This window comes from Janthinobacterium sp. GW823-FHT01H08 (assembly GCF_058797855.1).
Genome location: NZ_CM179504.1, coordinates 3,263,945 through 3,289,226 on the forward strand (window position 1 = coordinate 3,263,945; position 25,282 = coordinate 3,289,226).

Annotated in this window: 24 protein-coding genes; 13 read left to right on the forward strand and 11 right to left on the reverse strand. The window is 61.1% G+C overall.

Annotated features, from left to right (window positions below):
- Positions 1 to 43: 43 nt before the first annotated feature.
- Complete coding sequence (locus AC3RCG_RS14505; RefSeq protein ID WP_492401523.1) at positions 44 to 1,786, reverse strand: TIGR04141 family sporadically distributed protein; 1,743 nt, start codon at positions 1,784 to 1,786, stop codon at positions 44 to 46.
- A gap of 53 nt (positions 1,787 to 1,839) precedes the next feature.
- Positions 1,840 to 2,535 (reverse strand): lipid II flippase family protein, encoded by a 696-nt coding sequence (locus AC3RCG_RS14510; protein ID WP_492401521.1) that lies wholly within the window; start codon positions 2,533 to 2,535, stop codon positions 1,840 to 1,842.
- Positions 2,536 to 2,809: 274 nt separating this feature from the next.
- On the opposite strand from AC3RCG_RS14510, the gene AC3RCG_RS14515 reads away from it, so the two are divergent.
- The gene (locus tag AC3RCG_RS14515; RefSeq protein WP_070288256.1) at positions 2,810 to 4,846 is read left to right on the forward strand and encodes a carbohydrate binding domain-containing protein; all 2,037 of its coding nucleotides are present in this window, start codon (positions 2,810 to 2,812) and stop codon (positions 4,844 to 4,846) included.
- A gap of 74 nt (positions 4,847 to 4,920) precedes the next feature.
- On the opposite strand, the gene AC3RCG_RS14520 is transcribed toward AC3RCG_RS14515, so the two are convergent.
- The 4 genes from AC3RCG_RS14520 to AC3RCG_RS14535 all read right to left on the reverse strand — a co-directional run bounded on the left by AC3RCG_RS14520 (position 4,921) and on the right by AC3RCG_RS14535 (position 7,308).
- Entirely contained in the window at positions 4,921 to 5,448 is a 528-nt protein-coding gene (locus tag AC3RCG_RS14520; RefSeq protein WP_070218686.1) for a hypothetical protein, read from the reverse strand.
- A gap of 63 nt (positions 5,449 to 5,511) precedes the next feature.
- Positions 5,512 to 5,886, reverse strand: a complete 375-nt coding sequence (locus AC3RCG_RS14525; RefSeq protein WP_230503454.1) for a hypothetical protein — start codon at positions 5,884 to 5,886, stop codon at positions 5,512 to 5,514.
- Between the two features lie 51 nt (positions 5,887 to 5,937).
- Positions 5,938 to 6,387 (reverse strand): hypothetical protein, encoded by a 450-nt coding sequence (locus AC3RCG_RS14530; RefSeq protein ID WP_139143627.1) that lies wholly within the window; start codon positions 6,385 to 6,387, stop codon positions 5,938 to 5,940.
- A 186-nt stretch (positions 6,388 to 6,573) separates the two neighbouring features.
- Positions 6,574 to 7,308, reverse strand: coding sequence for a helix-turn-helix transcriptional regulator (locus AC3RCG_RS14535; RefSeq protein ID WP_083287099.1), 735 nt, complete (start codon positions 7,306 to 7,308; stop codon positions 6,574 to 6,576).
- A gap of 276 nt (positions 7,309 to 7,584) precedes the next feature.
- Here AC3RCG_RS14535 and AC3RCG_RS14540 point away from each other — a divergent pair, with 276 nt between their 5' ends.
- Genes AC3RCG_RS14540 through AC3RCG_RS14560 form a run of 5 tightly spaced genes read left to right on the forward strand, consistent with a single transcriptional unit; the run spans position 7,585 to position 14,070 of the window.
- Positions 7,585 to 8,268, forward strand: coding sequence for a vWA domain-containing protein (locus AC3RCG_RS14540; protein WP_070218690.1), 684 nt, complete (start codon positions 7,585 to 7,587; stop codon positions 8,266 to 8,268).
- A gap of 14 nt (positions 8,269 to 8,282) precedes the next feature.
- On the forward strand, positions 8,283 to 9,041 hold the full coding sequence (locus tag AC3RCG_RS14545; protein ID WP_492401519.1) for a PP2C family serine/threonine-protein phosphatase: 759 nt from the start codon (positions 8,283 to 8,285) through the stop codon (positions 9,039 to 9,041).
- A complete protein-coding gene (locus tag AC3RCG_RS14550) occupies positions 9,038 to 11,377 on the forward strand; it encodes a hypothetical protein (protein WP_492401518.1) in 2,340 nt (779 codons plus the stop codon). Before AC3RCG_RS14545 ends, AC3RCG_RS14550 begins: the two co-directional genes overlap by 4 nt.
- 9 nt (positions 11,378 to 11,386) lie before the next feature.
- Complete coding sequence (locus AC3RCG_RS14555; protein WP_492401516.1) at positions 11,387 to 12,733, forward strand: toxin-antitoxin system YwqK family antitoxin; 1,347 nt, start codon at positions 11,387 to 11,389, stop codon at positions 12,731 to 12,733.
- Positions 12,718 to 14,070, forward strand: coding sequence for a toxin-antitoxin system YwqK family antitoxin (locus AC3RCG_RS14560; RefSeq protein WP_492401514.1), 1,353 nt, complete (start codon positions 12,718 to 12,720; stop codon positions 14,068 to 14,070). Before AC3RCG_RS14555 ends, AC3RCG_RS14560 begins: the two co-directional genes overlap by 16 nt.
- 21 nt (positions 14,071 to 14,091) lie before the next feature.
- Here AC3RCG_RS14560 and AC3RCG_RS14565 read toward each other — a convergent pair whose 3' ends face one another.
- From AC3RCG_RS14565 to AC3RCG_RS14580, 4 genes are all read right to left on the reverse strand, one after another.
- Positions 14,092 to 14,457 carry a hypothetical protein gene (locus tag AC3RCG_RS14565; RefSeq protein ID WP_070218695.1) on the reverse strand — a complete coding sequence of 122 codons (366 nt, stop codon included), beginning with the start codon at positions 14,455 to 14,457 and terminating at the stop codon, positions 14,092 to 14,094.
- A gap of 151 nt (positions 14,458 to 14,608) precedes the next feature.
- The gene (locus tag AC3RCG_RS14570) at positions 14,609 to 15,022 is read right to left on the reverse strand and encodes a hypothetical protein (RefSeq protein ID WP_099408361.1); all 414 of its coding nucleotides are present in this window, start codon (positions 15,020 to 15,022) and stop codon (positions 14,609 to 14,611) included.
- A 139-nt stretch (positions 15,023 to 15,161) separates the two neighbouring features.
- Positions 15,162 to 16,775, reverse strand: coding sequence for an L-aspartate oxidase (gene nadB / locus AC3RCG_RS14575; RefSeq protein ID WP_070218697.1), 1,614 nt, complete (start codon positions 16,773 to 16,775; stop codon positions 15,162 to 15,164).
- Positions 16,776 to 16,821: 46 nt separating this feature from the next.
- Positions 16,822 to 17,001, reverse strand: coding sequence for a hypothetical protein (locus AC3RCG_RS14580; RefSeq protein WP_492490361.1), 180 nt, complete (start codon positions 16,999 to 17,001; stop codon positions 16,822 to 16,824).
- Between AC3RCG_RS14580 and AC3RCG_RS14585 the strand changes: the two genes are divergently transcribed.
- The 6 genes from AC3RCG_RS14585 to AC3RCG_RS14610 all read left to right on the forward strand — a co-directional run bounded on the left by AC3RCG_RS14585 (position 16,981) and on the right by AC3RCG_RS14610 (position 24,148).
- Entirely contained in the window at positions 16,981 to 18,369 is a 1,389-nt protein-coding gene (locus tag AC3RCG_RS14585; RefSeq protein ID WP_492401512.1) for a TIGR03013 family XrtA/PEP-CTERM system glycosyltransferase, read from the forward strand. The two genes, AC3RCG_RS14580 and AC3RCG_RS14585, sit on opposite strands and share 21 nt — an antisense overlap.
- Positions 18,366 to 20,468 carry an XrtA/PEP-CTERM system histidine kinase PrsK gene (prsK, locus tag AC3RCG_RS14590; protein ID WP_492401511.1) on the forward strand — a complete coding sequence of 701 codons (2,103 nt, stop codon included), beginning with the start codon at positions 18,366 to 18,368 and terminating at the stop codon, positions 20,466 to 20,468. Before AC3RCG_RS14585 ends, prsK begins: the two co-directional genes overlap by 4 nt.
- A gap of 15 nt (positions 20,469 to 20,483) precedes the next feature.
- Complete coding sequence (prsR, locus tag AC3RCG_RS14595) at positions 20,484 to 21,839, forward strand: PEP-CTERM-box response regulator transcription factor (protein WP_070288277.1); 1,356 nt, start codon at positions 20,484 to 20,486, stop codon at positions 21,837 to 21,839.
- Positions 21,840 to 21,944: 105 nt separating this feature from the next.
- On the forward strand, positions 21,945 to 22,388 hold the full coding sequence (locus tag AC3RCG_RS14600; RefSeq protein WP_070218701.1) for a hemerythrin domain-containing protein: 444 nt from the start codon (positions 21,945 to 21,947) through the stop codon (positions 22,386 to 22,388).
- Positions 22,389 to 22,423: 35 nt separating this feature from the next.
- Positions 22,424 to 23,362, forward strand: a complete 939-nt coding sequence (locus AC3RCG_RS14605) for a hypothetical protein (RefSeq protein ID WP_492401510.1) — start codon at positions 22,424 to 22,426, stop codon at positions 23,360 to 23,362.
- 216 nt (positions 23,363 to 23,578) lie between these two features.
- On the forward strand, positions 23,579 to 24,148 hold the full coding sequence (locus tag AC3RCG_RS14610) for a DUF1439 domain-containing protein (RefSeq protein WP_070288282.1): 570 nt from the start codon (positions 23,579 to 23,581) through the stop codon (positions 24,146 to 24,148).
- A gap of 12 nt (positions 24,149 to 24,160) precedes the next feature.
- Here the strand turns inward: AC3RCG_RS14610 and AC3RCG_RS14615 are convergent, their stop codons facing one another.
- Complete coding sequence (locus AC3RCG_RS14615; RefSeq protein WP_070218704.1) at positions 24,161 to 24,397, reverse strand: DUF7661 family protein; 237 nt, start codon at positions 24,395 to 24,397, stop codon at positions 24,161 to 24,163.
- A 156-nt stretch (positions 24,398 to 24,553) separates the two neighbouring features.
- On the opposite strand from AC3RCG_RS14615, the gene AC3RCG_RS14620 reads away from it, so the two are divergent.
- Positions 24,554 to 25,279 (forward strand): hypothetical protein, encoded by a 726-nt coding sequence (locus tag AC3RCG_RS14620; RefSeq protein WP_492401508.1) that lies wholly within the window; start codon positions 24,554 to 24,556, stop codon positions 25,277 to 25,279.
- Positions 25,280 to 25,282 lie beyond the last annotated feature (3 nt).

Sequence of the window (25,282 nt, forward strand, 5' to 3'; positions counted from 1 at the left end):
CGCTGTCGGGAGACAGCGGCTTTTTTCTTGTGGAGTAAAATAATTACAGTATTGCTACTTCCTCTATATCCGTGCCAGCGATAGATACTGAGTATTGTCGTTCAGATAAGCTTCGATAGGCGCCAACCAAGTTTATTTTACTGAAAAAAGGCAGGTCCTCTCTAACTGAGGCACATTTTGCCCCTAGCACTAAAAAAACTACTTCATAGTCTTTTGCCATAAATTTTATTTCTGGAATAAGTTTTCTGGATTTATACTTTAGCTGAGTTCTGGCGTTTGTTCTAAATTTTTGATCTGATATTAATAGCTCTGCTGCAACTCTTCCTTGCGCAAATAAATGGCTCAATCCACTGGAATTGCCTTTCTTATGTTTTACATGAATGAACTTATTTCCCATCAATAAATCGCAAACCTCGATTGGTGAGGCGCTTGAATCGGATTTAACTAATTTCTTATCTAGTAGGTCGCACTCTAATAAGGCAGAAACTCTTATATTGTAGTCGCCTTCAGACTCGTAAGTATTATTACTTTCTTTCTTTGGGATGGCGTCTTTAGAGCCTTTTCTGTTTTTTTCATTTTTCTCCTTCGGAATCATCTTTACTTTTGGGAATGCTATTTCTGATATCGGTATAAGATTTAGCGCATCGTTTACTCTCTTAATGTAATCTTGATCTATGGTAAACCACTCTTTGTCAAATAATATGTGTAACTTGTCGCCGTCTGAATATTCAAAGTATATACATTCGTATATAGAGATGGAGGTTGCTTCGACCTCCTTACTTTGATGGCAAAAAAGTCTATGCGATTTTAATTTCTCGATTGATATTTCATCGGGTGGGTTGATTAAGTAATAGTCAGATATATCAGGGCTGGACTTGTATTCTTTTTTTGAATTTGTATAAGAAAAACCAAATATATCACCCCAATCAATGATGCTTGGCAAGGTGAGTTTTGTTTTCTCGGTATCCTTCGCCTTAATTTTTGCCAGTAGAGCATTATTTAGCTTTTCAATTTCTGCACCATTTTTAATTCTTTGTATATTATCAACCCACGCAAATCTGTCCTTGTAATCAGGTTGCAATGATTTTTTTGCCACTTCTTTGGCAATATCAAATAATTCTGAGTAATTGAAAATTGTGGCCGAGAAACTATAGTGCCCGCCGCTGCCTGATATTCCATGCCATGGTATTCCTTTTATTGCGTCGCCTGTTACTGCTTTCAATACATCCCTACTAACGTCTACACCAAAATCATTTATGTTTGAACTTTTTGTTGCTTGACTTCTTTTTTGAATTGGCGCGACATCAAGAGATAATAGATCAACTGAACGCAATGTGTCGTGATTTAATGTATTTAACGCAGCTTTAATTCCAAAATCACTAGATAAATCATCGTCATTTAATAAATATCGGCCATATCCGAACGAAAATGCAATAATTCCATCTTCTAGTCGAAGCAGTAAAACAGCTGATGATGAAAGTGTTTCTAGTCCGGGGACTTTTTTTCCATGTATTTTATCAAGATAATTCGCCCATATCGGTCTTGTTTCATCTGTTGGTTTTTTCTTGATATAAATGATTCCATCAAGCCCAAAAGTTTTATCGATTTCTAGGGTTTCAACATCTTTAATGTCTACGCTTAATAGTCCTGATAAGTTGGCAATCTTCTTTGATGTATAGAAGGCACTTAAGTGTATGGTGAAAGGCTTTTTTTTATTTTCAAGCCCTTCTTCTTTGTTTTTATAGGCTTCAATAGGTATTGCATCAACTAGATTATCTATTTTCATGATTTATCTCGCTATGTAATTGCAGTTGATTTTAGTGATTTTATATAAAAATTTCACTTTGTTGTCTTTTGAGTAATTCCTCGACCTGCGAAATCACAACCCCTTCGCCACCCCACAATCATCACCGCCGACGGCACCAGCAAAAACTGCGCAATCAGCGTTCCCGCTAATCTGCTCCCCACCAGCCACACCACCGCGCGCCGGAATTGCGATTCTTCGATCTTGCCTTCGATGACGTCATCCGTCATACCCGACACCACGGGTCGATGAAGACGGCCATCATGATGGTGGCGCCGTCGTTGATGATCGATGACGGGGTGCTGGAGATGACGCACACGCTGGGGTTCAGCACGCCCGCGTATAGCGCGGCGGTGTAAGGCGGACAACGCTGCGCCCACCGTCCACAGGGCCGTGGCGATGACGATGGAGACGGAGGCGCCGGATTTTTGGCGCAGGGCCGTGACGTCGGCGGGCTTGGGCAGGCTGGCGGAGGTCTTGAGGTAGGACAAGCCGCCCTTGAAGACAGCGTGCAGCAGCAGTTTCGGTACCGACCTGTGTACTTGGAAGTGCTCGACGGCGCGGCAGAAGGCGCGCTGGAAGGCATTCAAGGGGCGCGACAGCAGCACTAAAATGCTGAATGGGGCCAGCCGCCGCGTGCGGATGCCGGCGATGCGCACGGAGTAGGCGAGGGTGGCGATGATGTGGATGATGAACGTCAGCGCGCAAATCAGCAGCAATTGCTTGTCCATCACAACCTTGCGGTATGGAAAATGTAATTCCATCCTGCCATGAAATTATTTATTTTTCAACTGCAAATAAGTTAATTTTCCTGTGATGGGAGATTTGTGGTGTTTTGGCTGGCGCGCAGTGTATTGCCAGCCCGGTACAGAAACCGGGGTACACTCTGCCGTTGGGTGACGGCGGCAGCGTAACTGCGCTACATGCGTTCGTCTTATTCGGGACGGAATTGCAAAAAATGCAAAAACTTATTAAAATGAAAATTCTGCTTTGATAAGGAATGCCATGCGTCAGCTCGCTTTCAGCCGTATCGCCGTACTCATGGGCACTTGCCTGACAGGGCTGGCCATCGCTGCGCCCACTGTGCACTTGTCCGCCAGCCCGGACGTGGTGGCCAAGGGAACGAGCACCTCGATCGCCTGGGATGCGCTGGGCGCCGAATCGTGCGCTGCGTCGTGGTCGCCGTCGCTGCCCCTGACGGGCTCGTACACGCCGCCGGCGCTGCAGGGGGCCACTAGCTATACGGTGACGTGCCAGGGTGGCGGTGCCAGCGTGTCGCAGCAAGTGATGGTGCAGCTGGCGCCCGCCTGCGTAACGAATTGCTTTACCAAACGCTGGATCTATTTTTATGGCGGTATTGCTTGGGGTAAAAAAACCGCGAACGCGGACTTCAACAAGTTGTCGGCGCTGATCGTCAACGCGGCAGCGCTGGGCTATAACGGCATCGTCGTCAATATCGGCGGCGAAGACTCATATATTTCCGACTCGCGCGATTCGCCCGATTTCGCCGGCAATCTGGCGGCGATCAAGCAACTGGCGCTGGAGCAGCAAATAGAATTGATACCGATGGGCGGCCATCCGCACATCCCTGCGCAATTGCAGCCGGAACTGTCGGAGGCGCTTGCCGTGGAAAAGACGCCGTTTGTCGTCACCCAGGGGCGGGCGGTACCGGCCGTGCGCTGGCTGGCCAACGACAATTTCAGCAACGGCAATGGGCCATGGGACTTGATGGACCCCGGCACGGTCAGCTTCGACGGCGGTACCGACCACCTCAAGACGGGCAACGTGCCGGGCAAGGGTGCGATCCGGCTGTCGCAGCCGAATGTGTTGCTGCCTGACGGCAGCGTGAAGACGCAAACGCGCTTGCATCGGCGGTTTGTCAATTTGAAGGCGCACACGGCTTACCGCGTGTCGTTCTGGCTGCGCACGGCGAACTACAAGGCGCCGCTGAAGGTGCAGATCTATGACGATGCCGTCAAGGTACCGCTGTACCTGAATTTGTATCCGATGGGGCGGGGTACGACGAATGGTGCCTGGAACGCCTTGCCGAACACGGTATTGCCTGACCAGGATTGGACGAACTACAACTTCGATTTCAATACCGGCGCCAATACCAGCATCCGTTTCTACCTTGGCGCCTGGAGCAATGCAAAGAATAACGAGGCGGGCCAGGCCTGGATAGACGACATGCAGATCCGCGAAATTGGCCTCGCGCATACAATCACGCGCGCGGGGCTGCCGATAGTCGTCACTTCGGCTGATGGCACGGTGCAATACTCCTCGGTGAATGGCAAGGATTACGTGGCTGGCATCGAATCGCTGGCAATTCCCGCCACCAGCGCCATCCCCGATGGCAGCAACTTGCTGGTGTCGTGGTACCAAGAGGCGAAGAACATGATGCCGGTCTGGACCTCGCCCGCCAGCGCTTGTCCGCCGCAATTCATGGCCTTGCAAAGGCAGGGCTACGAAAAAATCAAGGCGCTGTATCCCACCAGCCAGAAGTTCTTCATCAATTACGACGAGTGGCGCATCATGAACTGGGACCCGACCTGCCAGTACGCGAGCGCGGGCGCCTACCTGGCCGGCACGATGACGGCCATGCAGGCGATGGTCAAGCAGGTCAATCCTGGCGTGGAACTGTATGTGTGGAACGACATGTTCGATCCCAACATGAATGCCATCGACAAGTATTTCATGGTCAATGGCAGTCTGCTGGGGGCTGCCGACGGCATCGACCCGAATACCGTCATCGTCAACTGGACGCAGAGGAATGTGTACGTTGACCCGCCGGCCATCCCGCTGCAGCAGTCTTCGTTGAAATTTTTCCACGACCGCAATCTCAAGCAGGTGATTGCCCTGTATTACGACGACTTGCCGCTGACGGACGAATGGCTCGACAATCTGGATGCGGCCGAAGCAGACGGCGTGACGGGCGTCGATGGCTTCATGTACACCACCTGGGTCGACAATGGCAAATATGACGACCTGGCGGCAGTCGCCAGCAAGATCAAGGCGCGCGCCAAGGCCCGCTGGCCGCAGTGACGGGCAATGGTGCGCTGGCGTGCCTTGGCTGCCTACATTCCGGGCAAGCGGCCTCAACCGAAGTCACGGCACGACTAGCTCTTGTCCCACCACGGCGGCGTGCCCGACGACCAGGGGCACGCCATGTCCACTTCGCTGATCCTGTAGCGGATCTCGATCACCTGGCCGGGGCTGAAGGGACCGCGCTTCCAGTCGCCGGAATCAAAGACGTAGCCTTTGCCCTTGATGCAATGAGTGGTCGGATTGTTGCCGATGGGGCCGGTCGAGTGCAGGGTGACGCGCACTTCGCCGTTGGCGTCCAGCGGGGCGTCGCCGCCCATGAACAGTGGATCCGAGCCGACGTCGCAGACAGTGGTGCTGCCTATCTTGCTGCAGCGCTTGATGTACGTTTCCTGGCGCGCATTGGCCAGGTAATTGTCATGCCGCATCGGCTTGCCATCGTCATAGGTAAAGCGCAGGATGACTTGCGTGGGCTCGCTGGCAGGATGGCGCGTGGTGCTGGTGCAGGCGGCGCTGACCAGGGCCAGCAGGGGCCAGGCCAGCAGGCGCAGGCTGCGGCGCAGCAGCGTCGAGATCGGGTTGTTGCCGGGTGAGTGTTGCATGTGCCGTTGCCATCTGTCTCATGATCGGGGCGCCGATCATAGCATGTGCCGGCAGCGGTTCGGCTAGGGCGCGCCGCGATTCAATTCCTGCAGCACTTTCTTGCACAACACCCCATAGCCCACGCCCGTGCCGCGCTTGTGTGCGGCCAAGTCAACTCTGGCGCTGATGTCGTCCCACGCCACGCTGCCAGGCAAGGGACGCAGGTCGTCGTCGAGGTCCATTTCGAAATGGATGAAGCGGCCATCGGCACTCAGCAGCTTGCCGCAGACGAGGGGGAGGTCGGGGAAGGCCAGTTGCAGGTCGAGCATGATGGCCGTGTCCAGCGCCACGCCATGGCTGGCCGCGCACTGGCGCAAGGCGTCGGGCAGGGGGCGGGCGCGCCACCAGGCCGCCGTCTGTTTGATGGCGGCCAGGGTCAGCGCATTTTGCTGTTGCACAGAATATTGCTTGCTCATGGCTGTCACCCATGCGGAAGGCGGCTTGCTGCATCAACGCGATGCCAGGCTCATGCTTTGCACATGGGCGGGCACGATGTCACCGCTGGCCAGTTTTTCGGCCGGCACCACCATCAGCACTTCGCCGCCCACGCTGCCATTGTCGCGCAAGTCGATGCGCATGGCCAGTTGCCGGTCGAGCGCCACGAAGCTGTTGCTGCCGCTGGCGACGATGCGGTGTTCTTCCTGGTCATCGATGCGCGCATACATCATGGCGCCGATGCTGCTGGCGTTGCGCAGGTACAGCACTTGTCCGTTCGACAGCTCATAGCCGCCGCGGAACGGAGAAAATTCTTGCGCGCTCATGAAGTGCCTGTGGGCGGGCAGTTCGATCGTCTGCATGCGCCCGCCTGGAATGACGACGGTCTGGCTGTCGGGAAGCGTTTGTGCATTTGCCAGCAGGGCGCAGATGCCCAAGGTGCCGGCCAAGATCCATGTTTTCATTTTTTTACCCATCCTTGAATTTTGATGCCGTCCGCTGCCGGCGCGGCGATATTGTTGTCGATGCCAGGGAAATCGCGCCGGGTGGCCCGCATGCGCCGTGGTGACCTTGGCAAGGCGGGGGCGCCCGGTCTTGCCAGTGTAGGCAGGCAAGATGCCGCGCACATCATCCGATCGGATGACACGGCCTCAGGCATCCAACACGGTCAGGTGCGCCGTCGCGCCGTGGATCAGCGCGATCAGCTCGCCCTGGCGGCGCGTGTCGGTCTTCAAATAGGTGTGGTGCAGATGCGTCTTGACGGTATTGACGCTGATGCCGCCGCGCGCGGCGATTTCCTCGATGGTGGCCCCTTGCGCCAGTGCCTTGCCCACTTGCGCTTCGGCTTGCGTCAAGTCGAACAGCTGCCGCAAGGCAGTGACAGACGTGCTCGCTTGGGTGGGATCGCGCGCGATCAGCAGCGCGCATGGGGGCTGGCAATCGGCAAGCGGGGTGACTGTCAGGGCCAGGGGACCTTGCTGCTTGCGCGCCAGGCGCAGCGACTGGCATTGCGCTGCGCCGCCGGTGCTGGCGATGACCATGCGCACGGCGCGCGCCAGGTCGGGCGGCGCGGCGTGCGCCAGTTGCGCCGCATGCAAGGCGTGGCCGGCGGGCGTGGCGAAACGCAGTCCGAGGTTGGCGTCGAGCACCAGCACGATGGCGCCCATGGCGTCGAGCGCCGCCAGCGCGCAGTGGCTGGCCAGTTGGGCTTCGCGCAGGCGCTGCTGCAGGCACAGGGCGCGTTGCAGATGCGGCAAGAGTTCCTGCCATTGCTGGCCGCTCAGGTCAAAGCTGTCGAGCTGCGGCCAGTCGCCCGCGCCGCAGGCCGAGTCGTACATGGCGGCGATCAGTTTCCCCACATCCGCCGTTGCTGTACCTGTGTCCATGCTTGCCCCCAATCCTGACTACATCAATGTGCCGCAGGCGCGCAGGTGCGGAACTGGGTAAGGGCGGTGTTGCGCAGCGATTCGTCCCACCTTTGTGAGGAAGGTCTGTTCGCTGCCTTCTGTCCTGGGCAATTATCAAGATAGTACAAAGATATCGGTGCCGCAATGGTTCACGCCTGTCCTTCTGGATAGTGTTCTGCAGGAAACTCGCGCGGGTAAATCATGGCCATGATGTAAGATTCGCACTATGTCCGATTTCACATTTACCGATTGCCCATGAGTTCAATAATGATTCCCGACGTCGCCCTGGTCGACAACACCGAACAACGCACGCCGCTGGTGCTCGTGCTCGACTGCTCCGGCAGCATGGATGGCGAACCCGTCGCGCTGCTCAACGATGGCCTGGCCTTGCTGGAACAGGAACTCAAGTCCGATGTGATCGCCGCCAAGCGCGTGCGCATCCTCGTGATTCAATACGGCGCCCACGATGAAGCCGTGGTGGCCAGCACCTGGTGCGACGCCATGGATTTCACGGCGCCCCGGCTTGAAGCGAACGGCACCACGCCGACCGGCGCCGCCGTGGAACTGGCCCTGGCCGAGATCGAGCAGGAAAAGCAGCGCTTCCGCGCGGCGGGCGTGGCGTACACGCGGCCATGGCTGTTTTTGATGTCCGACGGCGAGCCGACCGATCCCTGGCAGCGCGGCGCCGAGAAGGCGCGCGCGGCCGAGCAGGCGAATAAAGTGGCGATCTTCCCCATCGCCGTGGGCGACAATGCGAATACCGATACCCTGGGGCAGTTTTCCAGCCGTGGCGAACGGGGCGTGAAGCAGCTGAAGGGCTTGCAGTTCCGCGAACTGTTCCTGTGGCTGAGCGCCAGCATGCAGGTCGTGTCGCAATCGCGCCCAGGCGCGCAGGCGCAGCTGGCTTCGACGGACGGCTGGTCCGTCGTGAATACGTGAAAGCCCGCTGATCCATGGCAATAGCAAAGCAGCAGTGGCGCGTGTTTGGCGCGTCCGTCACGGGCAAGGCGCATCTGGATAAAGACATCGCTTGCCAGGACGCGCACGCGCACGCCGTCGTGAACGACGTTTTGGTGGCCATCGTCTGCGATGGCGCCGGCTCGGCCCGCCTCAGCGAGCAGGGCGCGCAGTTTGTCGCAGCGCAAACCGTGCAGGCGCTGGCTGGCCGGCTGGAGCAGGGCGCCACCGTGCAGGATTTACAGGACGGCGCGCTGGCGGCGACCCTGGCGCAGATCCGCGCCGCGCTCGACGACATCGCCCGCGCGGCCAACGCCACCCTGGACGACTACGCCAGCACGGTGGTGGGCGTGGTCATGGGGCAAGAGGCCGGCTTCTTCTTCCACCTGGGCGATGGCCTGGGCGTGGCGCAGTTGATGGACGGCGGCGAGCTGATCTCGCTGCCCGCCAACGGTGAATACGCCAACGAAACATATTTCATCAGCGGCGAGCGCTGGCGCGAACAGCTGCGCCTGCTGGCGATTCCGCAAGCCGTGCGCGGCGTCGTGCTGATGTCGGATGGCTGCATGCCCTTTGCCATGAGCAAGAACAATGCAGCGCTGTACGCGCCGTTCATGGATGCCGTGCAAGGCTATCTGCGCACGGTCGAGAGCAGCGAGCTGGGCAATACGGCGCTGGCGTCCACCCTGGCCGACCCGCGCACGCACCAGATCACGGGTGACGACAAGACCCTGTTGCTGGCCTTGCGCGCATGAGCCGGAAGCAGGGAGTCACGCCCGGTCTGAGTCCGGGCGGCAAGATATGGCTCGATAAAGTCCGCAGCCTGGTGCTGGGCAAACTGATTAAAAGCGGCGGCGCGGGCAGCGTGTACCTGTTGCCCGGCGCGCCCGCGCAGGTTGCCAAGCTGTACCACCCGCACCTGGACCGGGCCGCCAACCGGCGCAAGCTCGAAGCGATGCTGGAACTGTCGCCCGAATTGCCCGACCAATTGGAAAACGGCAAGCGCTACGTGCAGATCGCCTGGCCGCAAGCGGCCGTGTTCGACGGCCAGGGCGGCTTCGCCGGTTTCGTCATGCCCCTGCTTGACATGGCGCAGACGGCGGAACTGGAACAGATCATGCAGGAGCGGCAAGCACGCGCGGCCGGCTTGCCCACGGGACTCGGTCCCAAGCTGACCCTGGCCGCCAACCTGGCCGCCGTCCTCGACGCGCTGCACCAGCAGCAGCATTACGTGGTCGACCTGAAACCCGTGAACCTGCGCTTTTACCGCGATTCGCTGTACATCGCCATGCTCGATTGCGACGGTTTCAGCATCCAGGGTCATGCGGAGCGTTTTCCTGCCGAGCAATTCACGGCCGACTACCTGGCGCCGGAATTCCAGCGCAAGGGCATGCCTGCGGGCACGGAAATGGCACAGGACCGTTTCGCCCTGGCCGTCGTCATCTTTCAGTTGTTGAACTTCGGCATCCACCCGTACAGCGGGCGGCCCGGCAATGCGCAGGCACCCACCGACATTCCCGGGCGCATCCGCGACGGTTATTACGCGTATGGCGTGAAGCGCCACAAGAACATGGCGCCCAACGCCACCAGCGGCCACGCGCTGATGCCGCCCGAATTGCGCGCCATGTTCGACCGCGCGTTTTCCCAGTCGCCAAACTCCCAGCGGCCATCGGCGGCCGACTGGGCGCAATTGCTGCGCGGCTATGCGCAGCGCAGCGGCGGCAAGCTCGTCGTTTGCGCCGCGAATCCCGAACACCAGCATTTTGCGGGCCAGGGCTGCGCGGCCTGCGCGCGCGACAAGGTCATCGCCTCGGCCGCGCAAGCGTCCGTGCAGGCGCAGCAGATGCAACTGCAACAGCCATCGTTGCCGCAGCAGCGCGGCGCGCACCATACGGCGCCGGGCCAGGCGCCGGTCTTCATCCCCGTGGCGGGCAACACGGGTGGCGGCATGACGGGCAAGGGCTGGGCCGTCGTGGTGCTGCTGATCGTGCTGTTCGTGATCGGCTTTACGGCCTGGACCTCGTCGCCCGACGAGGCGAAGGACAAGGCCGCGATGCAGGCCCAAGCCGAGCAGGCGGCTAGCCTGGAAGTATTCAGCTGGCGCCCCCGCAAGGCGGCCGGTTTCCAGCCGTCCGATGCGCGCAAGGCCGTGCGCAGCCTGTCGCAAGCGGTGAGCAAGGGCGACGATGACGCCGTCACGCGGGGCTTGCAGCTGTTGTACCGTGCCGGAGAGCAAAACTCGTCTGTCTACGGCGGCGACCCCGTCCAGGCGCAGCTACGTGCGTCCTTGCTGGAAGGCCTGGGCTGGGTGCCCGGCTATGAGCCGTCGCTGGTGGCTAACTACCTTGACTTGCTGCAAGCGAACCCGCGCGACCATCTGGTGGCGGCGGCCATGGGGCGCATGCACCTGAGCCTGAACGAACCGCAGGCGGCGCGCCAGTACTTCGAGCAAGCCTTGTGGGCACGCCCGACCGATGGCACGGCCTGGCTGGGCATCGCGGCGACGGCGCTGCTGCGCGGCGGCGATGAGCGCGATGCCGTCAACATGGTGGCGCTGGCGCAGCTGACGGCCTACCGTTATGCCGTGCAGAACGCCGTGCCGACGGAACCGGGCGAACCGGCCGACAATGGCGTCGTGCGCACGATGCAGCGCATGGACTTGAACGCCAGGATGCTGCGCCTGGTTCAGGGGTGGGATTACCAGAAGCGCTGGGACAAGGCGCTGGCCGATGGCGCGCTGCTGGCGGCCAGACTGAAGGCCATGCCGCCCTTGCGCGACCAGGTCGGCGGCGTGCAGCGCGAGACGATGACGACCGTGACTTACGGCGTGCTGGACGAACAGCATGCAAAGGGTGAAAACCGCCTGACCCTGACCATTGCGGCCGACGGCACTCTCAGCTATGCGGCGGCCGAGTTGCCGATGGAGCCGATGCTCAACAAGGTGCTGCTCGACAGCGTGAAGCGCTGGACCTACTTGCCGGCCGTGCAGCACGGTCAATTGCGGGAGGCCAAGGTGGTGGTGCTGGTGCGCTATCGTAACGGCCGGGTCAGCTTCGCGCCGGCCGGTGTGGCCGCCACGACGGAAAATTAAAGGAATACCATGAAAATCAAGACCTTATGTGCGCTGCTTGGCGCTTGCCTGCTGACCCCGGGTCTGGCGCAGGCGGACATCGTGCAGCGCCAGGTGCTGACAAGCATGGCCGTCGAACCCGACAGCGAAGGCGGCGACGTGTTCACTATCGCGGGCACGACGGCCTGCGGCGGCAAGCAGATCCGCATGGATGCCCGCTCGGTCAATCTGGACGAGGCGCCGTACGACGCGCTGAAAGCCGATCTGGCCCGGCACATCCGCAGCAAGACGCCCATGCGCGTCACCCTGAAAAAATGCCCCGAGGATGCAAGCGTGCCCATCGTGCGCCAGATCGCCGCCTGCACGCCAGCCGCCTGTGCCGATGGCCGGGCGCGGCTGTACCTGCACGAAGGTTTCTACCCCATCGAGCAGGAAAAAGCGCCCAACGTGCTGCTGTTGCCCTTGCCGAAAGGCAAGCTGTCAGGCACGTGGAAGGTCGATATTTATAGCGTCGCCGACCACAAGTTGCGCCTGTCCGGCCAGGTCAACCGCGCCGATTATGCCTCCGGCGAGCTGGTGGGCGGCTATGTGACGTATTTCCCCAATGGCAAAGTCGAGAAACAGGTGGCGCAGGATGGGCAAGGCCGGCAACACGGCATCGGCAGCAAGTACTATCCCGACGGCACGCTGGAGCTGCGCGGCAACTGGCGCCATGGCATGCCCGAGGGCGAGCACCAGCGCTATCACGCGACGGGCAAGCTGAGCGAGACGAGCCGCTACCGCGACGGCCAGCGCCTGGACGGGCCCGTGCAAACCTTCGATGAAAATGGCAAGCCCAGTACCAGCTACACTTTGCGCGGCGGCAAGATGGAAGGCGAGATGCTCACATACTTCCCGGATGGAAAAATCTCCAGCCGTTCAGAAATGAAGGACGGCAAGTCCAATGGCGTGACGACGAATTACTACCCCGATGGCGCCGTGCACGCCAGGATGACGCAGGTCGACGATTTGCCGGTCGGGGAAGCGCTGGAGTTCTATCCCGACGGCAAGGTGCAAAGCCGCCAGCGGTACGGCGACAAGGGCGGGCTGCTGAGCCTGCAGCGCTACAGTCCGCAGGGCGTGCTGGTGCTGGAACGACGCTGGGATGCGCAATGGCGCGAGCAGGGCACGTCGCGCTCGTGGTACGAAAGCGGCAAGCCCGAGCAAGCCATCGAGTATGTGAACGACCGGCGCGACGGCTGGAGCCGCAGCTGGCGCGAAGATGGCAGCCTGAAAAGTGAGTGCCAGTATGTGGCCGGCAAGGCCCAGGGCGGCTGCGGCGAGGCGCCGCCAGCGCCGGAACTGCAGCGCAAGGAGCAGGCATGGCGCGCCTTGTGAAGCATGTGCTGCTTGCAACGCTGCTGTGGCCGGCGCTGGTCCACGCCGAGATCGAACAGCGGCAAGTGGTCAGCGCGATCAAGGCCGAGGCCGGCAAGGGCGGCGGCGATGTACTGACACTGGCCAGTGACAACGGTTGCGGCGGGCGCCAGGTGCACATGGATGCCTTGTCCGTGCACCTGGACGCAGCGCAATACGCGGCCATGAAGCAGCAGCTGGCGCCGTTGATACGCGAGGCGACGCCCTTGCTGATGCGCATCAGATCGTGTCCGGCACCCGGCGCAGCGCTCGCCATGCCCGAAGTTAGCAAGCTGGGCGGCTGCGAGCCGCAAGCGTGTGCGGACGGCAAGGCGCGCCTGTATTTGAATCACCATCTGTCGCGCGGCGAAGTGAAGGAACATGCGCGCTATGCGCTGGTCGTTCCGCTGCCGCCCGGCAAGACGCCGGGCACCTGGCAAGTCGATATCTATCACGTGCGCGAAGGCGAGCCGAAGCGGCTGACGGGCCAGGTCGACGCCCCCGATTACCTGCGCGGCAAGCTGGTGGGCAACTACAGCATGTATTACCCGCATGGTCAGCTGGAAATGCTGGTGGAGCAGGACGGGCGCGGCGTGCAGGAAGGCGTGCAGACCCGCTATTACCCGGACGGCCAGGTTTCCATGCGCGGCAGCTGGCGCAATGGCGTGCAGGAAGGCGAAGAGCAGACTTATCACCAGAGTGGCAAGCTGATCGAGTCGCGCACCTACCGCAACGGCGCCCGCGCCGATGGTGTGGTGGAAACGTTCGATGAAAACGGCAAGCTGCGCACGCGCTTGACGCGGGTCAAGGGCGAGACGGACGGCGAGCTGCTGCTGTTCTATCCCGACGGCACCGTGGAAAGCCGCAGCCAGTATGTGAATGGCATCATGACGGGCCCCAGCATCGGATATTTCCCGGATGGCAAGGTGCAGCGCACCGCCAACTACGTTGACGGCAAGCCTGTCGGCGACAGCGTCGAATATTATCCGGACGGCAAGGTCGCCAGCAAGCGCACGCACAGCGGCCACTACGTATTGCGCAGCGAACAGCGCTTCAGCCGGGCCGGCGTGTTGCTCGTGCACAAGCTGTGGAACGCGGGCGGGCGCGAGGAGGGCGCATTGCGTTCCTGGTATGCGGATGGCAAGCCGCGCCAGCTGATCGAGTACGTGGATGGCGAACGCCAGGGCTGGACGCGGCATTGGAACGAAGATGGCAGCCTGGAAAGCGAATGCCGCTATGTGGCGGACGAGCCGCAGGGGGAGTGTATGGGTGCGTCGGCCAAATTTTCGTATACGGAAGATGGCATACACATAGACTAGGCGGCGGGCCGGTCAGGTCCTTTATCGGCCTGCGATCAAACGGGCATAGCGGTAATCTGGGATCAGCAACGGTTCAATATCTGCTCTCCAAACCCAGGCTGCGATATCACGCGGAGTTTCTTCCTGCGTAAAATCAGCAAAGAATTCCCGCAGGCTGGTGATGGCGATCAGAAAGTCTTCGGCGCCTAGCAATTGAAAGGAATACACCTCCTGGGTGATGAATTCTCCGCTTGTTATGCTGGACAATATTTCATGGTTGGAACTCAATACCTCATCGAAAATGGCGCCAAACACACGCCATAGTGCGTCATCGATACTGGCCCAGGACAGGTTTTCGGCCGAGGGCGGATGTTTGGGGTCAAGAAGACCGATAACAATAACACCCATGGATCAGTTCACTGCCACAAGGGCGCTACTGGTAGGCACAGCGTGGAGCCAGGCCGCAATGTTGCGCGAAATGAATAGCGCCACCACCATCCAACTAGCGACATTGTCGTCCCATGAGATGAACGACTGCTTCTGGCCGCTTGAAGCCACCTCAAATTCCATACCTGTTCCGAGCAGCGGCCTCAAGCTCAGCTTGCGCCAAGCCTGCTTGCCGCCAAAATTCAAAAAAATACTCCAATGTCTCGGCAGTAGCGCCACTATCCATAGGATGCAAGACGCATATGGCCGTTCTTATTTTCAAAACGTCCGGCTCGTCCGATTGGTCTCGTCCTTCAATTGCTCGCCAGAGACGTACACGCTCGGCGATGACTTCCTCAGCCGTCGCCGCACCGGTGATGTATCGATTCGCCACCGCTGCCGCTGACCTGGCAACCGCTGGCAATTGGGCAGTCACTCTGCCGATAGCCTCAATCATGAAGCGCTGCGCTGAAGATTGTTCTGCAGGGTCATCCAGGTCCACCGCGGATGCAATGGCATCAAAAAGTCTCTTATTCAACATTTGCATTCAGTTTCGGTGATTGCGCGATGCCTGCGGCGGGGCCGCCTCCAGCAAATGGCGTTCCCCCAAGTCGCAGACTGGGGTCGTACCCTCAGGGTACGACCCCGGACCTTGCATGGGTTCCATGATGGAAGGGCCTGGTGGCTTAGCGGTGCGGCGGCGTCAGCACGCTGGCGATGGCCTTCGGCAAGGTTTCCGGATAATCGCGGCTGAAGTGCAGGCCACGGCTTTCGCGGCGGGACAGGGCGCTGTTGACGATCATCGAGGCCACGTCGACGAGGTTGCGCAATTCCAGTAAATCGTGCGTGATGCGGAAGTTGCGGTAGTACTCGTCGATTTCTTCCTTCAAGAGCGCAATGCGGTGCTGGGCCCGCTCCAAACGCTTGGTCGTGCGCACGATGCCCACGTAATTCCACATGAAGCGGCGCAGCTCGTCCCAATTGTGGGAAATTACCACTTCCTCGTCCGCATCCGTGACGCGGCTTTCATCCCAGTCGGGCAGGTAGGGCGTGCCCAGCTTTTCCTTGCTTTCGATATCCTGCGCGCAGGCGCGGCCGATGACGATGCATTCCAGCAAGGAATTGCTGGCCAGGCGGTTCGCGCCATGCAAGCCCGTGCAGGCCGTCTCGCCGACCGCATACAGGCCCGGCAAGTCGGCGCGGCCGGACAGGTCCGTCACGACGCCGCCGCACGTGTAGTGGGCGGCGGGCACGATGGGAATCGGCTGCTTGGTGATGTCGATGCCCAGTTCCAGGCAGCGCGCGTAAATGGTGGGGAAGTGTTCGATGAGGAATTCGGCCGGTTTGTGGCTGATATCGAGGTGCACGTAGTCGAGGCCCCGCTTCTTGATCTCGAAGTCGATGGCGCGCGCCACCACGTCGCGCGGCGCCAGTTCGGCCCGCTCGTCGTGGGCCAGCATGAAGCGCTGGCCGGCAGCCGCGCCCGCTTCAGGCGGCAGTTTCAGCAAGCCGCCTTCGCCGCGGATGGCTTCGGTGATCAGGAACGATTTCGCATATGGGTGGTACAAACAGGTCGGGTGGAACTGGATGAACTCCATGTTCGAGACGCGGCAGCCGGCGCGCCAGGCCATGGCGATGCCGTCGCCGCTGGCCGTGTCGGGGTTGGTGGTATATAAATACACCTTGCCGGCGCCGCCCGTGGCCAGCACGGTGTGCTCGGCGGCAAACGTGTGCACCTTGCCCGTTTGCTCATCCTGCACGTACAGGCCGTGGCAATGCGGTTGCGCATTGCGCTGCGTGGGCTTCATGCCCAGCTTGTCGGAGGTGATCAGGTCGATCGCGCAATGGTGTTCGAACAGGCTGATGTTCGGGTGGGCGCGCACCTTTTCTTCCAGCGTCACTTGCACGGCGTGGCCGGTGGCGTCGGCCGCGTGGATGATGCGGCGCTGGCTGTGGCCGCCTTCGCGGGTCAGGTGGAAACCCAGCTCGGCCGAGGCGTCGCGCGTGAACGGCACGCCTTGCTCGATCAGCCATTCGATCGCTTCGCGGCCGTGCTCGACGATGTAGCGCGTGGCGCTCTCGTCGCACAAGCCGCCGCCGGCGATCAGGGTGTCTTCGATGTGCTGCTGGTGGCTGTCGCCGGAGTCCAGCACGGCCGCGATGCCGCCCTGCGCCCAGTTGCTGGCGCCATCGAGCAGCGCGCGTTTGGAAATGATCGCGACAGTGCGCGTCTCAGCTAAATGCAGTGCAACCGATAAACCCGCCAGGCCACTGCCGACAATCGCTACATCAAATTTCATGACATTTATCTTCTTTTAGGGGAAGCATACTATATGCCATTTCCCCTCATTCGGTAATGTATTGAGATAAATTCTGCCAGCGAAAGATCGCTGGGGCTGTAGCTTGTGGCGCATCAATGTCTTCTTGGAACAGTTCGCCATCATGGCAAGACCAGCAGCGGCCCGCCTTGCGCGCCGCCTGGTGCTTTTTGCCGCAGGGGGAACCATGATCCGCATCTTCAGCCATTATGTCTCGAAAACAGCGTTTATCTTGCTGTTGCTGGAAATCCTGCTCCTGCTGCTGTCGGCCACCCTGACGTCCTTGCTGTGGCTGGCGGACGGCAGCCGCGTGCTGCGCGTGGGCGATATTTACCTGTCGTCCGCCATCTTTGCGCTGGTCATCGTCCTGAGCATGAGTGCGCTGGGCATGTACCAGCACCGCTCGCGCGAGGACATACGCAACACCTTATTGCGCATCCTGCCTTCGTTCGCGCTGGGTTTTGCCGTGCTCAGCGTCCTGATACGCTTCATTCCGACGCTGCAATTCGGGCGCGGCAGTGCGATGATCTTCGGCCTGGGCGCCATTGGCGTGCTGCTGGCGCGCCTGGTGGTATTCAAATCCTCGCAATCGGCGCTGATGGAAGGCCGGCTGATCCTGGTGGGCGGCGGGGCACTGGCGCGCGAATGCATGGACTTGGCGGCCAGCAAGATCGGCTTCCATCAATTTACGGTGGTCGGCTGCATCGATGTGGCGGGGGAGCAATGCTGCGTGCCGGCCTCGGCCTTGCTGCCGGCCGGACCGTCGCTGCTGGCCACGGCGCAGCGCCACGCCGCGCATGAAATCGTCGTATCCGTCAGTGACCGGCGCAGTGGCGCGTTTCCTGCCAAGCAATTGCTGGAATGCGCGCTGGGCGGCGTCAAGGTGATCGACGCGGCCACGTTTTTCGAGCGCGAAGCATGCCAGATCCGCATCGATTCCTTGCAACCGAGCTATCTGATCTATGGCGGCGGTTTCGACCAGAGTTTTTTCCGCGCCGCGTCGAAACGGCTGTTCGATCTGGCGGCCAGCGCGGTTATCTGCCTGGCCACGCTGCCCGTGATGCTGGTGACGGCCCTGTGCATCCGCCTGGAAGACGGCGGCCCCGTGTTTTACCAGCAGGAGCGGGTGGGGCGCGATGGCCAGCCTTTCAAGGTACTGAAATTTCGCAGCATGCGCTGCGATGCCGAGCGCGACGGCAAGCCCATCTGGGCCCTGGCCAACGATGCGCGCATCACGCGCGTGGGCAATCTGATCCGCAAGCTGCGCATCGACGAACTGCCGCAGATGCTCAATGTGTTTCGCGGCGAAATGAGTTTCGTGGGCCCCCGTCCCGAGCGCGCGTATTTTGTCGAGCAATTGAAGGAGCAGGTGCCGTACTACAACATTCGTCACAACATCAAGCCGGGCATCACGGGTCTGGCGCAGGTGCGCTACCAGTATGGCGCTTCCGTCGATGATGCCGTCAAGAAGTTGCAATATGACCTGTATTATGTGAAAAACAATAGCCTGTTCCTCGACTTGCTGATCCTGCTCGACACGGTGCAGGTGGTACTGTTTGGCAAGGGCAGCCGATGATGCGGGCGCAGTCGGCCTGGCTGGCGGCGGCCGATGCGGCGGCGCTCAGCCATGGTCTGGCATCGCTGGCCTTTTTCGTGCTGGCGCTGCTGCTCATCAGCAATTGGCGCGCGCGGCAGAACGTGCGCGCCTTGCTGGTCGCGTGCCTGGCGACGGGAGTCTGGGCCACGGGCACGGTGGTGCTGGTGCTGCTGGGGCAGCGCATCGCGCTGGCCGGCGACGCGCTCGAATTGCTGCGCACCCTGGCCTGGCTGGTGTTTTTGCTGCTGCTGATCGAACCGTCGCGGCCCCGCCTGCGCCTCGTGCTGGCCGGCATCGTTCTCACGGCGCTGGCGCCCTGGCTGCTCTCCATGGCTTCCTCCTGGCTGGCGCTGCCTTTGCCGGCGCGCATCATCGCCAGTGTCTGCCGTTTGCTGCTGGCCGTGCTGGGCATGTTGCTGGTGGAACAGTGGTACCGCAACACGCCGCCCTTGAAACGCTGGGGCATCAAGTTTGCGTGCCTGGGCGTGGGCGGGCTGTTTGCCTACGATTTCTATCTGTACAGCGACGCCTTGCTGTTTCGCGCGGTCAACGATGACATCTGGGCCGCGCGCGGCATCGTCGACGCCCTGTGCGCGCCGCTGCTGGCCGTCTCGGCGGCGCGCAATCCGGGCTGGGCGCTGGGCTTGTCCGTCTCGCGCCAGATGCTGTACCGCTCGGCTGCCTTGCTGGGCTCGGCCATTTATCTGCTGGCCATGGCGGCCAGCGCCTATTATTTGCGCTATTTCGGCGGCACCTGGGGTTCCTTGATGCAGATGGCTTACCTGGGCGGCGCGGCCCTGCTGCTGGCGGGCGTGCTGTTTTCGGGCAGCCTGCGCGCCAAGCTCAAGGTGACTATCAATAAACATTTTTACAATGCCATCTTCGACTACCGCGAGGAATGGCTGCGGTTTACGCGGGCCTTGTCGGAAGACGGGCCGGCCCTGGGCGAGCGCACGATACAGGCCATGGCGAAACTGGTGGAAAGCCGCGCAGGCGCGCTGTGGATACTGCGCGAACCTGGCCTGTTTGCCCCGGCGGCCAGCTGGAACTGGCCGCCGAGCACGTGGAGCGAGCCGGCGTCCGGCAGCCTGTGCCAGTTTCTGGAGGCGCGGCAATGGGTGATCGACGTGCCCGACTGCGAGCACAACCCGCGCCAGTACGGCGGCTTGCTGTTGCCGCCCGCGCTGCTGGCGCTGCCCGACGTGTGGCTGCTGGTGCCCCTGATGCTGCATGGCCAGCTGTTCGCCTTTGTCGCGCTGGCGCGGCCACGCACGCACATCGGCTTGAACTGGGAAATCCTCGACGTGCTGAAAATTGCCGGCAGCCAGGCCGCCAGCTATCTGGCGCACCGCGAATCGCTCGATACGCTGACGGTGGCGCGCCAGTTCGAGTCGTTCAACCGCATGTCGACTTTCATCGTGCACGACCTCAAGAACCTCGTGTTCCAGTTGTCCCTGTTACTGAGCAATGCGGAAAAGCACCGTGCCAATCCCGCCTTTCAGGAAGACATGCTGGGCACCTTGGACCATTCCGTGCAGAAAATGAAGACCCTGCTGCAGAAACTGGCGCGCGGCGAAGCGCCGGAAGCGCCCGCGCCGCTGCTGCTCGACGGCTTGCTGCGCCAGGCCGTGGCCGCCAAGGCGAGCCTGGCGCCGGCGCCCCGGCTGGAAATCGTCGATGGCGAACTGACGGTGCTGGCCAACCGCGCGCGGCTGGAACGGGTGCTGGGCCACTTGATCCAGAACGCCATCGAGGCCACGGCCAGCGATGGCAAGGTGGACGTGCGGCTGCGGCGCGAAGAGCATACGGCAGTCGTCGAGCTCGACGATACGGGGCAGGGCATGAGCGAACAGTTCATCCGCGAACGCTTGTTCAAGCCGTTCGACACGACCAAGACGGCGGGCATGGGCATCGGCGTGTTCGAAAGCCGCGAATACCTGCGCGAAGTGGGCGGCAGCCTGGAAGTGCGCAGCGAACCGCAGGTGGGCACGACGTTTCGCGTGATCCTGCCGCTGCATGCGCCTTTGGGGGCAGAGCCGTCGGCGCTGACCCCAGACTTCCGTTGCCCTATTCACTGACAGGAGCTGATACGCATGGCCAAGCAAAAGTTGCTAGTCATCGAAGACGATCCCGGCTTGCAAAAGCAGCTGCACTGGAGTTTCGACGGTTATGAGGTCTTGCTGGCGGGCGAGCGCGAGGCGGCGCTGGCGCTGGTGCGGCGCCACCAGCCGGCTGTCGTGACGATGGACCTGGGCTTGCCGCCCGACCCGGACGGCGCCACGGAAGGCCTGGCTACGCTGCAGCAAATCCTCGCGCTGGCGCCAGACACGAAAGTCATCATTTTGTCGGGCAACCAGGAACGCGCGCATGCCTTGAAAGCCATCGCGCTGGGCGCCTACGATTTCCACCAGAAACCGTTCGAGGCCGACATGCTGGGCCTCGTCATCGCCCGCGCGTTTTACCTGCACGCGATGCAGCAGGAAAACCGCCGCATGCTGCAGACGCAGGCCGATTCCCCCTTGGCGGGCATCGTCAGCCGCGATCCCGGCATGCTCAAACTGTGCCGCAGCGTGGAAAAAGTGGCGCCCTCGTCGGCCAGCGTGATGCTGCTGGGCGACTCGGGCAGCGGCAAGGAACTGATCGCGCGGGGCTTGCATGCGCTGTCGAGCCGCCATGCCCAGCGTTTTGTCGCCATCAATTGCGCGGCCATCCCGGAAAACTTGCTGGAAAGCGAGCTGTTCGGCTATGAGCGGGGGGCGTTTACGGGTGCGGCGCGGCAAACGCTGGGCAAGATCGAGCTGGCCCACGGCGGCACTTTCTTTCTCGATGAAATCGGCGACATGCCGATGGCGCTGCAGGCGAAACTGCTGCGTTTCCTGCAGGAGCGAATCATCGAACGGGTGGGCGGACGGGCCGAGATCGCCGTCGACGTGCGCATCGTCTGCGCCACGCACCAGGATTTAAAGGTGCTGGCGGAACAGGGCCGTTTCCGCGAAGACCTGTTTTACCGCCTTAGCGAAATCGTGCTGCGCATTCCGCCGCTGCGCGAGCGGGCTGGCGATGCGGCCTTGCTGGCCCATCATTTCAAGAACAAATTCTGCGCCAGCGAAGGCCGCGGCAACCTGCATTTCAGCGCCGGCGCGCTGCAGCTGATCGAAAGCTATGGCTGGCCCGGCAACGTGCGCGAAGTGGAAAACTGCATCAAGCGGGCCGTCATCATGAGCGACGGGCCGCAGATCGCCGCCGACGATCTGGGCTTGCCCGCCAGCGCCCAGGCGGCGCCTCAGGACGAATCGCTGAACCTGCGCCAGGCACGCGACGGAGCCGAATACAAGGTCATGGTGCGCGCGCTGGCGCGGGCCGACGGCAATATCGCCAAGGCGGCCGAACTGCTGGGTGTCAGCCGGCCCACGCTGTACGACCTGATGAACCACCACGGCATCAAATAGTGTCCGTGCACTGATGTGTATCAAATATCAAGATTGTGTAAGGCGTCGCACATACGCAGGCGCCGCCGTGGCGCATCCTAGCCTCATCAACAACGAGGAGGCGTCATGAATGCGATCAGTTTATTAATGCAGGACCACAAGGCCGTCAAAGCCCTGTTTGCCCAGTATGAAGGCTTGAGCGACCGCTCATTTGCCACCAAGAAAAAGCTGGCCGACCAGATCTGCCAGGAATTGACCGTGCACACGCAGCTGGAAGAAGAAATCTTCTACCCGGCCGTGCGTCGTCCCATCCACGATGGCGACCTGATGGATGAAGCCCTCGTCGAGCACGCCAGCGCCAAGGAACTCATCGCGCAAATTACCGCGATGGACCCCGCCGACGACCTGTACGACGCCAAGGTCAAGGTCCTGTCCGAGCAGATCGAACACCACGTCCAGGAAGAAGAGGGCGACATGTTTCCCAAGGTACGCGATACGGCCGTCGACCTCGACGCGCTGGGCAAGGAAATGGCCGCGCGCAAGGAACAGCTGACGGGCGTCGCCGCCTGAACGGCATAAAAAATCAACAACCAAGGGAGTATTTCATGCAAGCTACACAATTGTCCGTATCGGACCTGAACAATCCGGGCGTGTCCTGGGGCGCCGTGCTGGCGGGCGCCGCCGCGGCGGCCGCCTTGTCCTTCATCCTGCTGATCCTCGGCGTGGGCCTGGGCCTGTCGTCCGTATCGCCGTGGTCGTTCAACGCCACGGCCATCGGCGTGTCGACCATCGCCTGGCTGGCCTTCATGCAACTGGCCGCCTCCGGCATCGGCGGCTACATGGCGGGCCGTCTGCGCGTGAAATGGAGCGCCATTCATACGGATGAAGTGCATTTCCGCGATACGGCGCACGGCTTGCTGGCCTGGGCCGTGGCTACCCTGATCACCGTGGCCGTGCTGGCCGGCGGCACGCGCGCCGTGCTGAGCGGCGCCATCGATGCGGGCAGCGGCGTGGCGGCGGCAGTTGGCCCGGCCGTAGGGGCGGGCGCAGGTGCTGCAGGTGCCGCCAGCGCCAGGCAAGGCGAGGGCGGCGGCGCCAATCCGCTCGATTATTTCTCGGACATGCTGCTGCGCGCGGCGCCAGCGCCAGCTGCCACCGGCACGCCAGCGGTGGCGAATCCGGGCGCGACCGTCGCCGACCAGCGCATGGAAATCGGCAAGATCTTCGCCACCAGCCTGTCCACGGGCAGCCTGGCCGCCGATGACCGCGCCTACCTGGGCCAGGTCGTGGCCAGCCGCACGGGCGTGACGCAGGCTGAAGCGGAAGCGCGCGTCGACGCCGTCTATGCGCGTGCCGTGAAAGCTGCCGCCGATGCGAAGGCTGCCGCCCAGCAAGCGGCGGAAACGGCCCGCAAGGCCGGCGCCCACACGGCACTGTGGATGTTCGTCGCCTTGCTGCTGGGCGCTTTCGTGGCTAGCCTGGCGGCAACGTTCGGCGGCCGCCAGCGCGACCATGAGCGTGTGTTGCGCCACGTCACCATCTGAACCCCTACCTATTAGATAAATCAAGGAGTCTGCCATGCGTTCCATCCTCTTGCTGCTGTTGGGCATTCCATTACCCATCGTCATACTGATCGCCCTGTTCGTCCGCTAAGCGTGCCAACATGAGAAAAACCGGCGCCCGCTGCAAGGTGGGCGCCGGTTTTTGCGTGAAAGCAGGCGCATGTGTAAGATGACGCCATCTTTCCACCGAGACTATCCATGAACGTGAGCACCATCCGTCCCTTGCTGAAAACCGCCGCCATCGCCGCCTTTGCCTGCAGCGTGCTGGCCTCGTGTTCCACCCTGATCGGCCCGCGCGACGTGAATGTGTCGCTCAGCAAGATGCAGCAAGGCCTCGAGCGCCGCTTTCCCATCGATAAACGGGTACTGTCCGTGCTGGACGTCAAGCTGACCCGCCCGCAGCTGTCCTTGCAGCCCGAGCGCGAACGGGTCGCCTTGAGCGTGGACGCCAGCGTGATGCCGCCGTTCATCCGCCAGACCTGGCGCGGCAGTCTGGCCATGTCGGGCCGTTTGGTGCTCGACGCGCAGCGCAACGCCGTCTACCTGAGCGAAGCGAGCGTGGACAAGGTGAGCATCGACGGCATGGACGAGGCGCAGCAGCGCCAGTTCGCCAAGGTGGCCAGCCTGGTGGCCGACCAGCTCATGCATGAAACGCCGATCTACACGTTCAAGCCCGACGAATTGCGCTATGCGGGCGTGCAATTCGTGCCCACGCAGATCAGGACCACGGGCAATGGCTTGACGGTGACGTTCGAGCCGGTGAAGTAGCGGTGAAGTAGCTTAGGCCCGGAATGCGGGAGCGGTGAGTTGCTTGGCCGTGTTATTGCGTGGCGTCGCTTCTTCATGGAACAGATCGGCCAGGTATTCGCATAGCGCATCTGCTTGAATATCGTCCGGAATAATGAAATCGGCGGGGCGGCGCTTGCCTTCCGCACCGAGATAGAATGCGCGCCATGCTCCCGGATTGCCCCGGATGGCGATCAGCGTGCCGAAAATATTGAATCTGTATTCCTGCATCAATCTGCTCCATTCCCTTGCTCAGGTTTGACATTTGTTGTGCTATAGTAATATTTACTTATATAGTAACATTTACTGATCCAGGGGCGGACAATGGTCAATATCAGCACGGCGGGAATCCAACCCGGGGGACTGTCTGCCTCGGAAGGCAACAAGGTGTCATCAGGCAAGGCAGCATCGGACAAGGCCCAGACAACCCAGGCGCCAGCCGGCGTCGGCGCCGTCGCGGACGAGGTCGTGATTTCGACCCTGGCCGGGCGTTTGTCGACGGCCGCGACGGCGACCAGCGCCGCTATCGAGGGTTACGATCATCGATCGCTGGGCGCATGGGTCAATGACAATATCAGCGGCATCCTGTATCCGCTGGACGCCGAACACAAGGCGGCCGCCGCACAGCAGCTGCCGCAACCGAATGACGCGGCATCGGCCAGGTCGGCCGCGGCCGCGACCGCGTTTATCGATAACAAGGGTCCCAATCCGTTTGCGGGCTTGTCGCGCGAGCAATTGGCCACCATCACGCACGACGACAGCGGGACATTTACGGTCAACGAGCGGCGCGCCGCCTATACGCAGGCCTATGATGAAGAGCAGGCGTGGCGCAGCCAGGTCGTTGCGCAAGCCATGCAGGAATACAATACCACCGGCAAGATGACCAATTTCTTCAAGTCGGCGCTGGCGCATTTCAATGCATTGCCGCAGCTGGAACAGGCACAGTATCCTGAGAATTACGCGAGCGGCCTGCAAGATAAAATCAAGCTCGATTTTAACTATTTCAATCACGCGCCCGGAGATGGCGCGCCTACGCCGGGTTCGCTGGCCGACATGCAGCGCAATGAGGGCGCCAAGCAAGGCGCAGACCTGTTTGAGCTCCTGAGCCGCTGATCA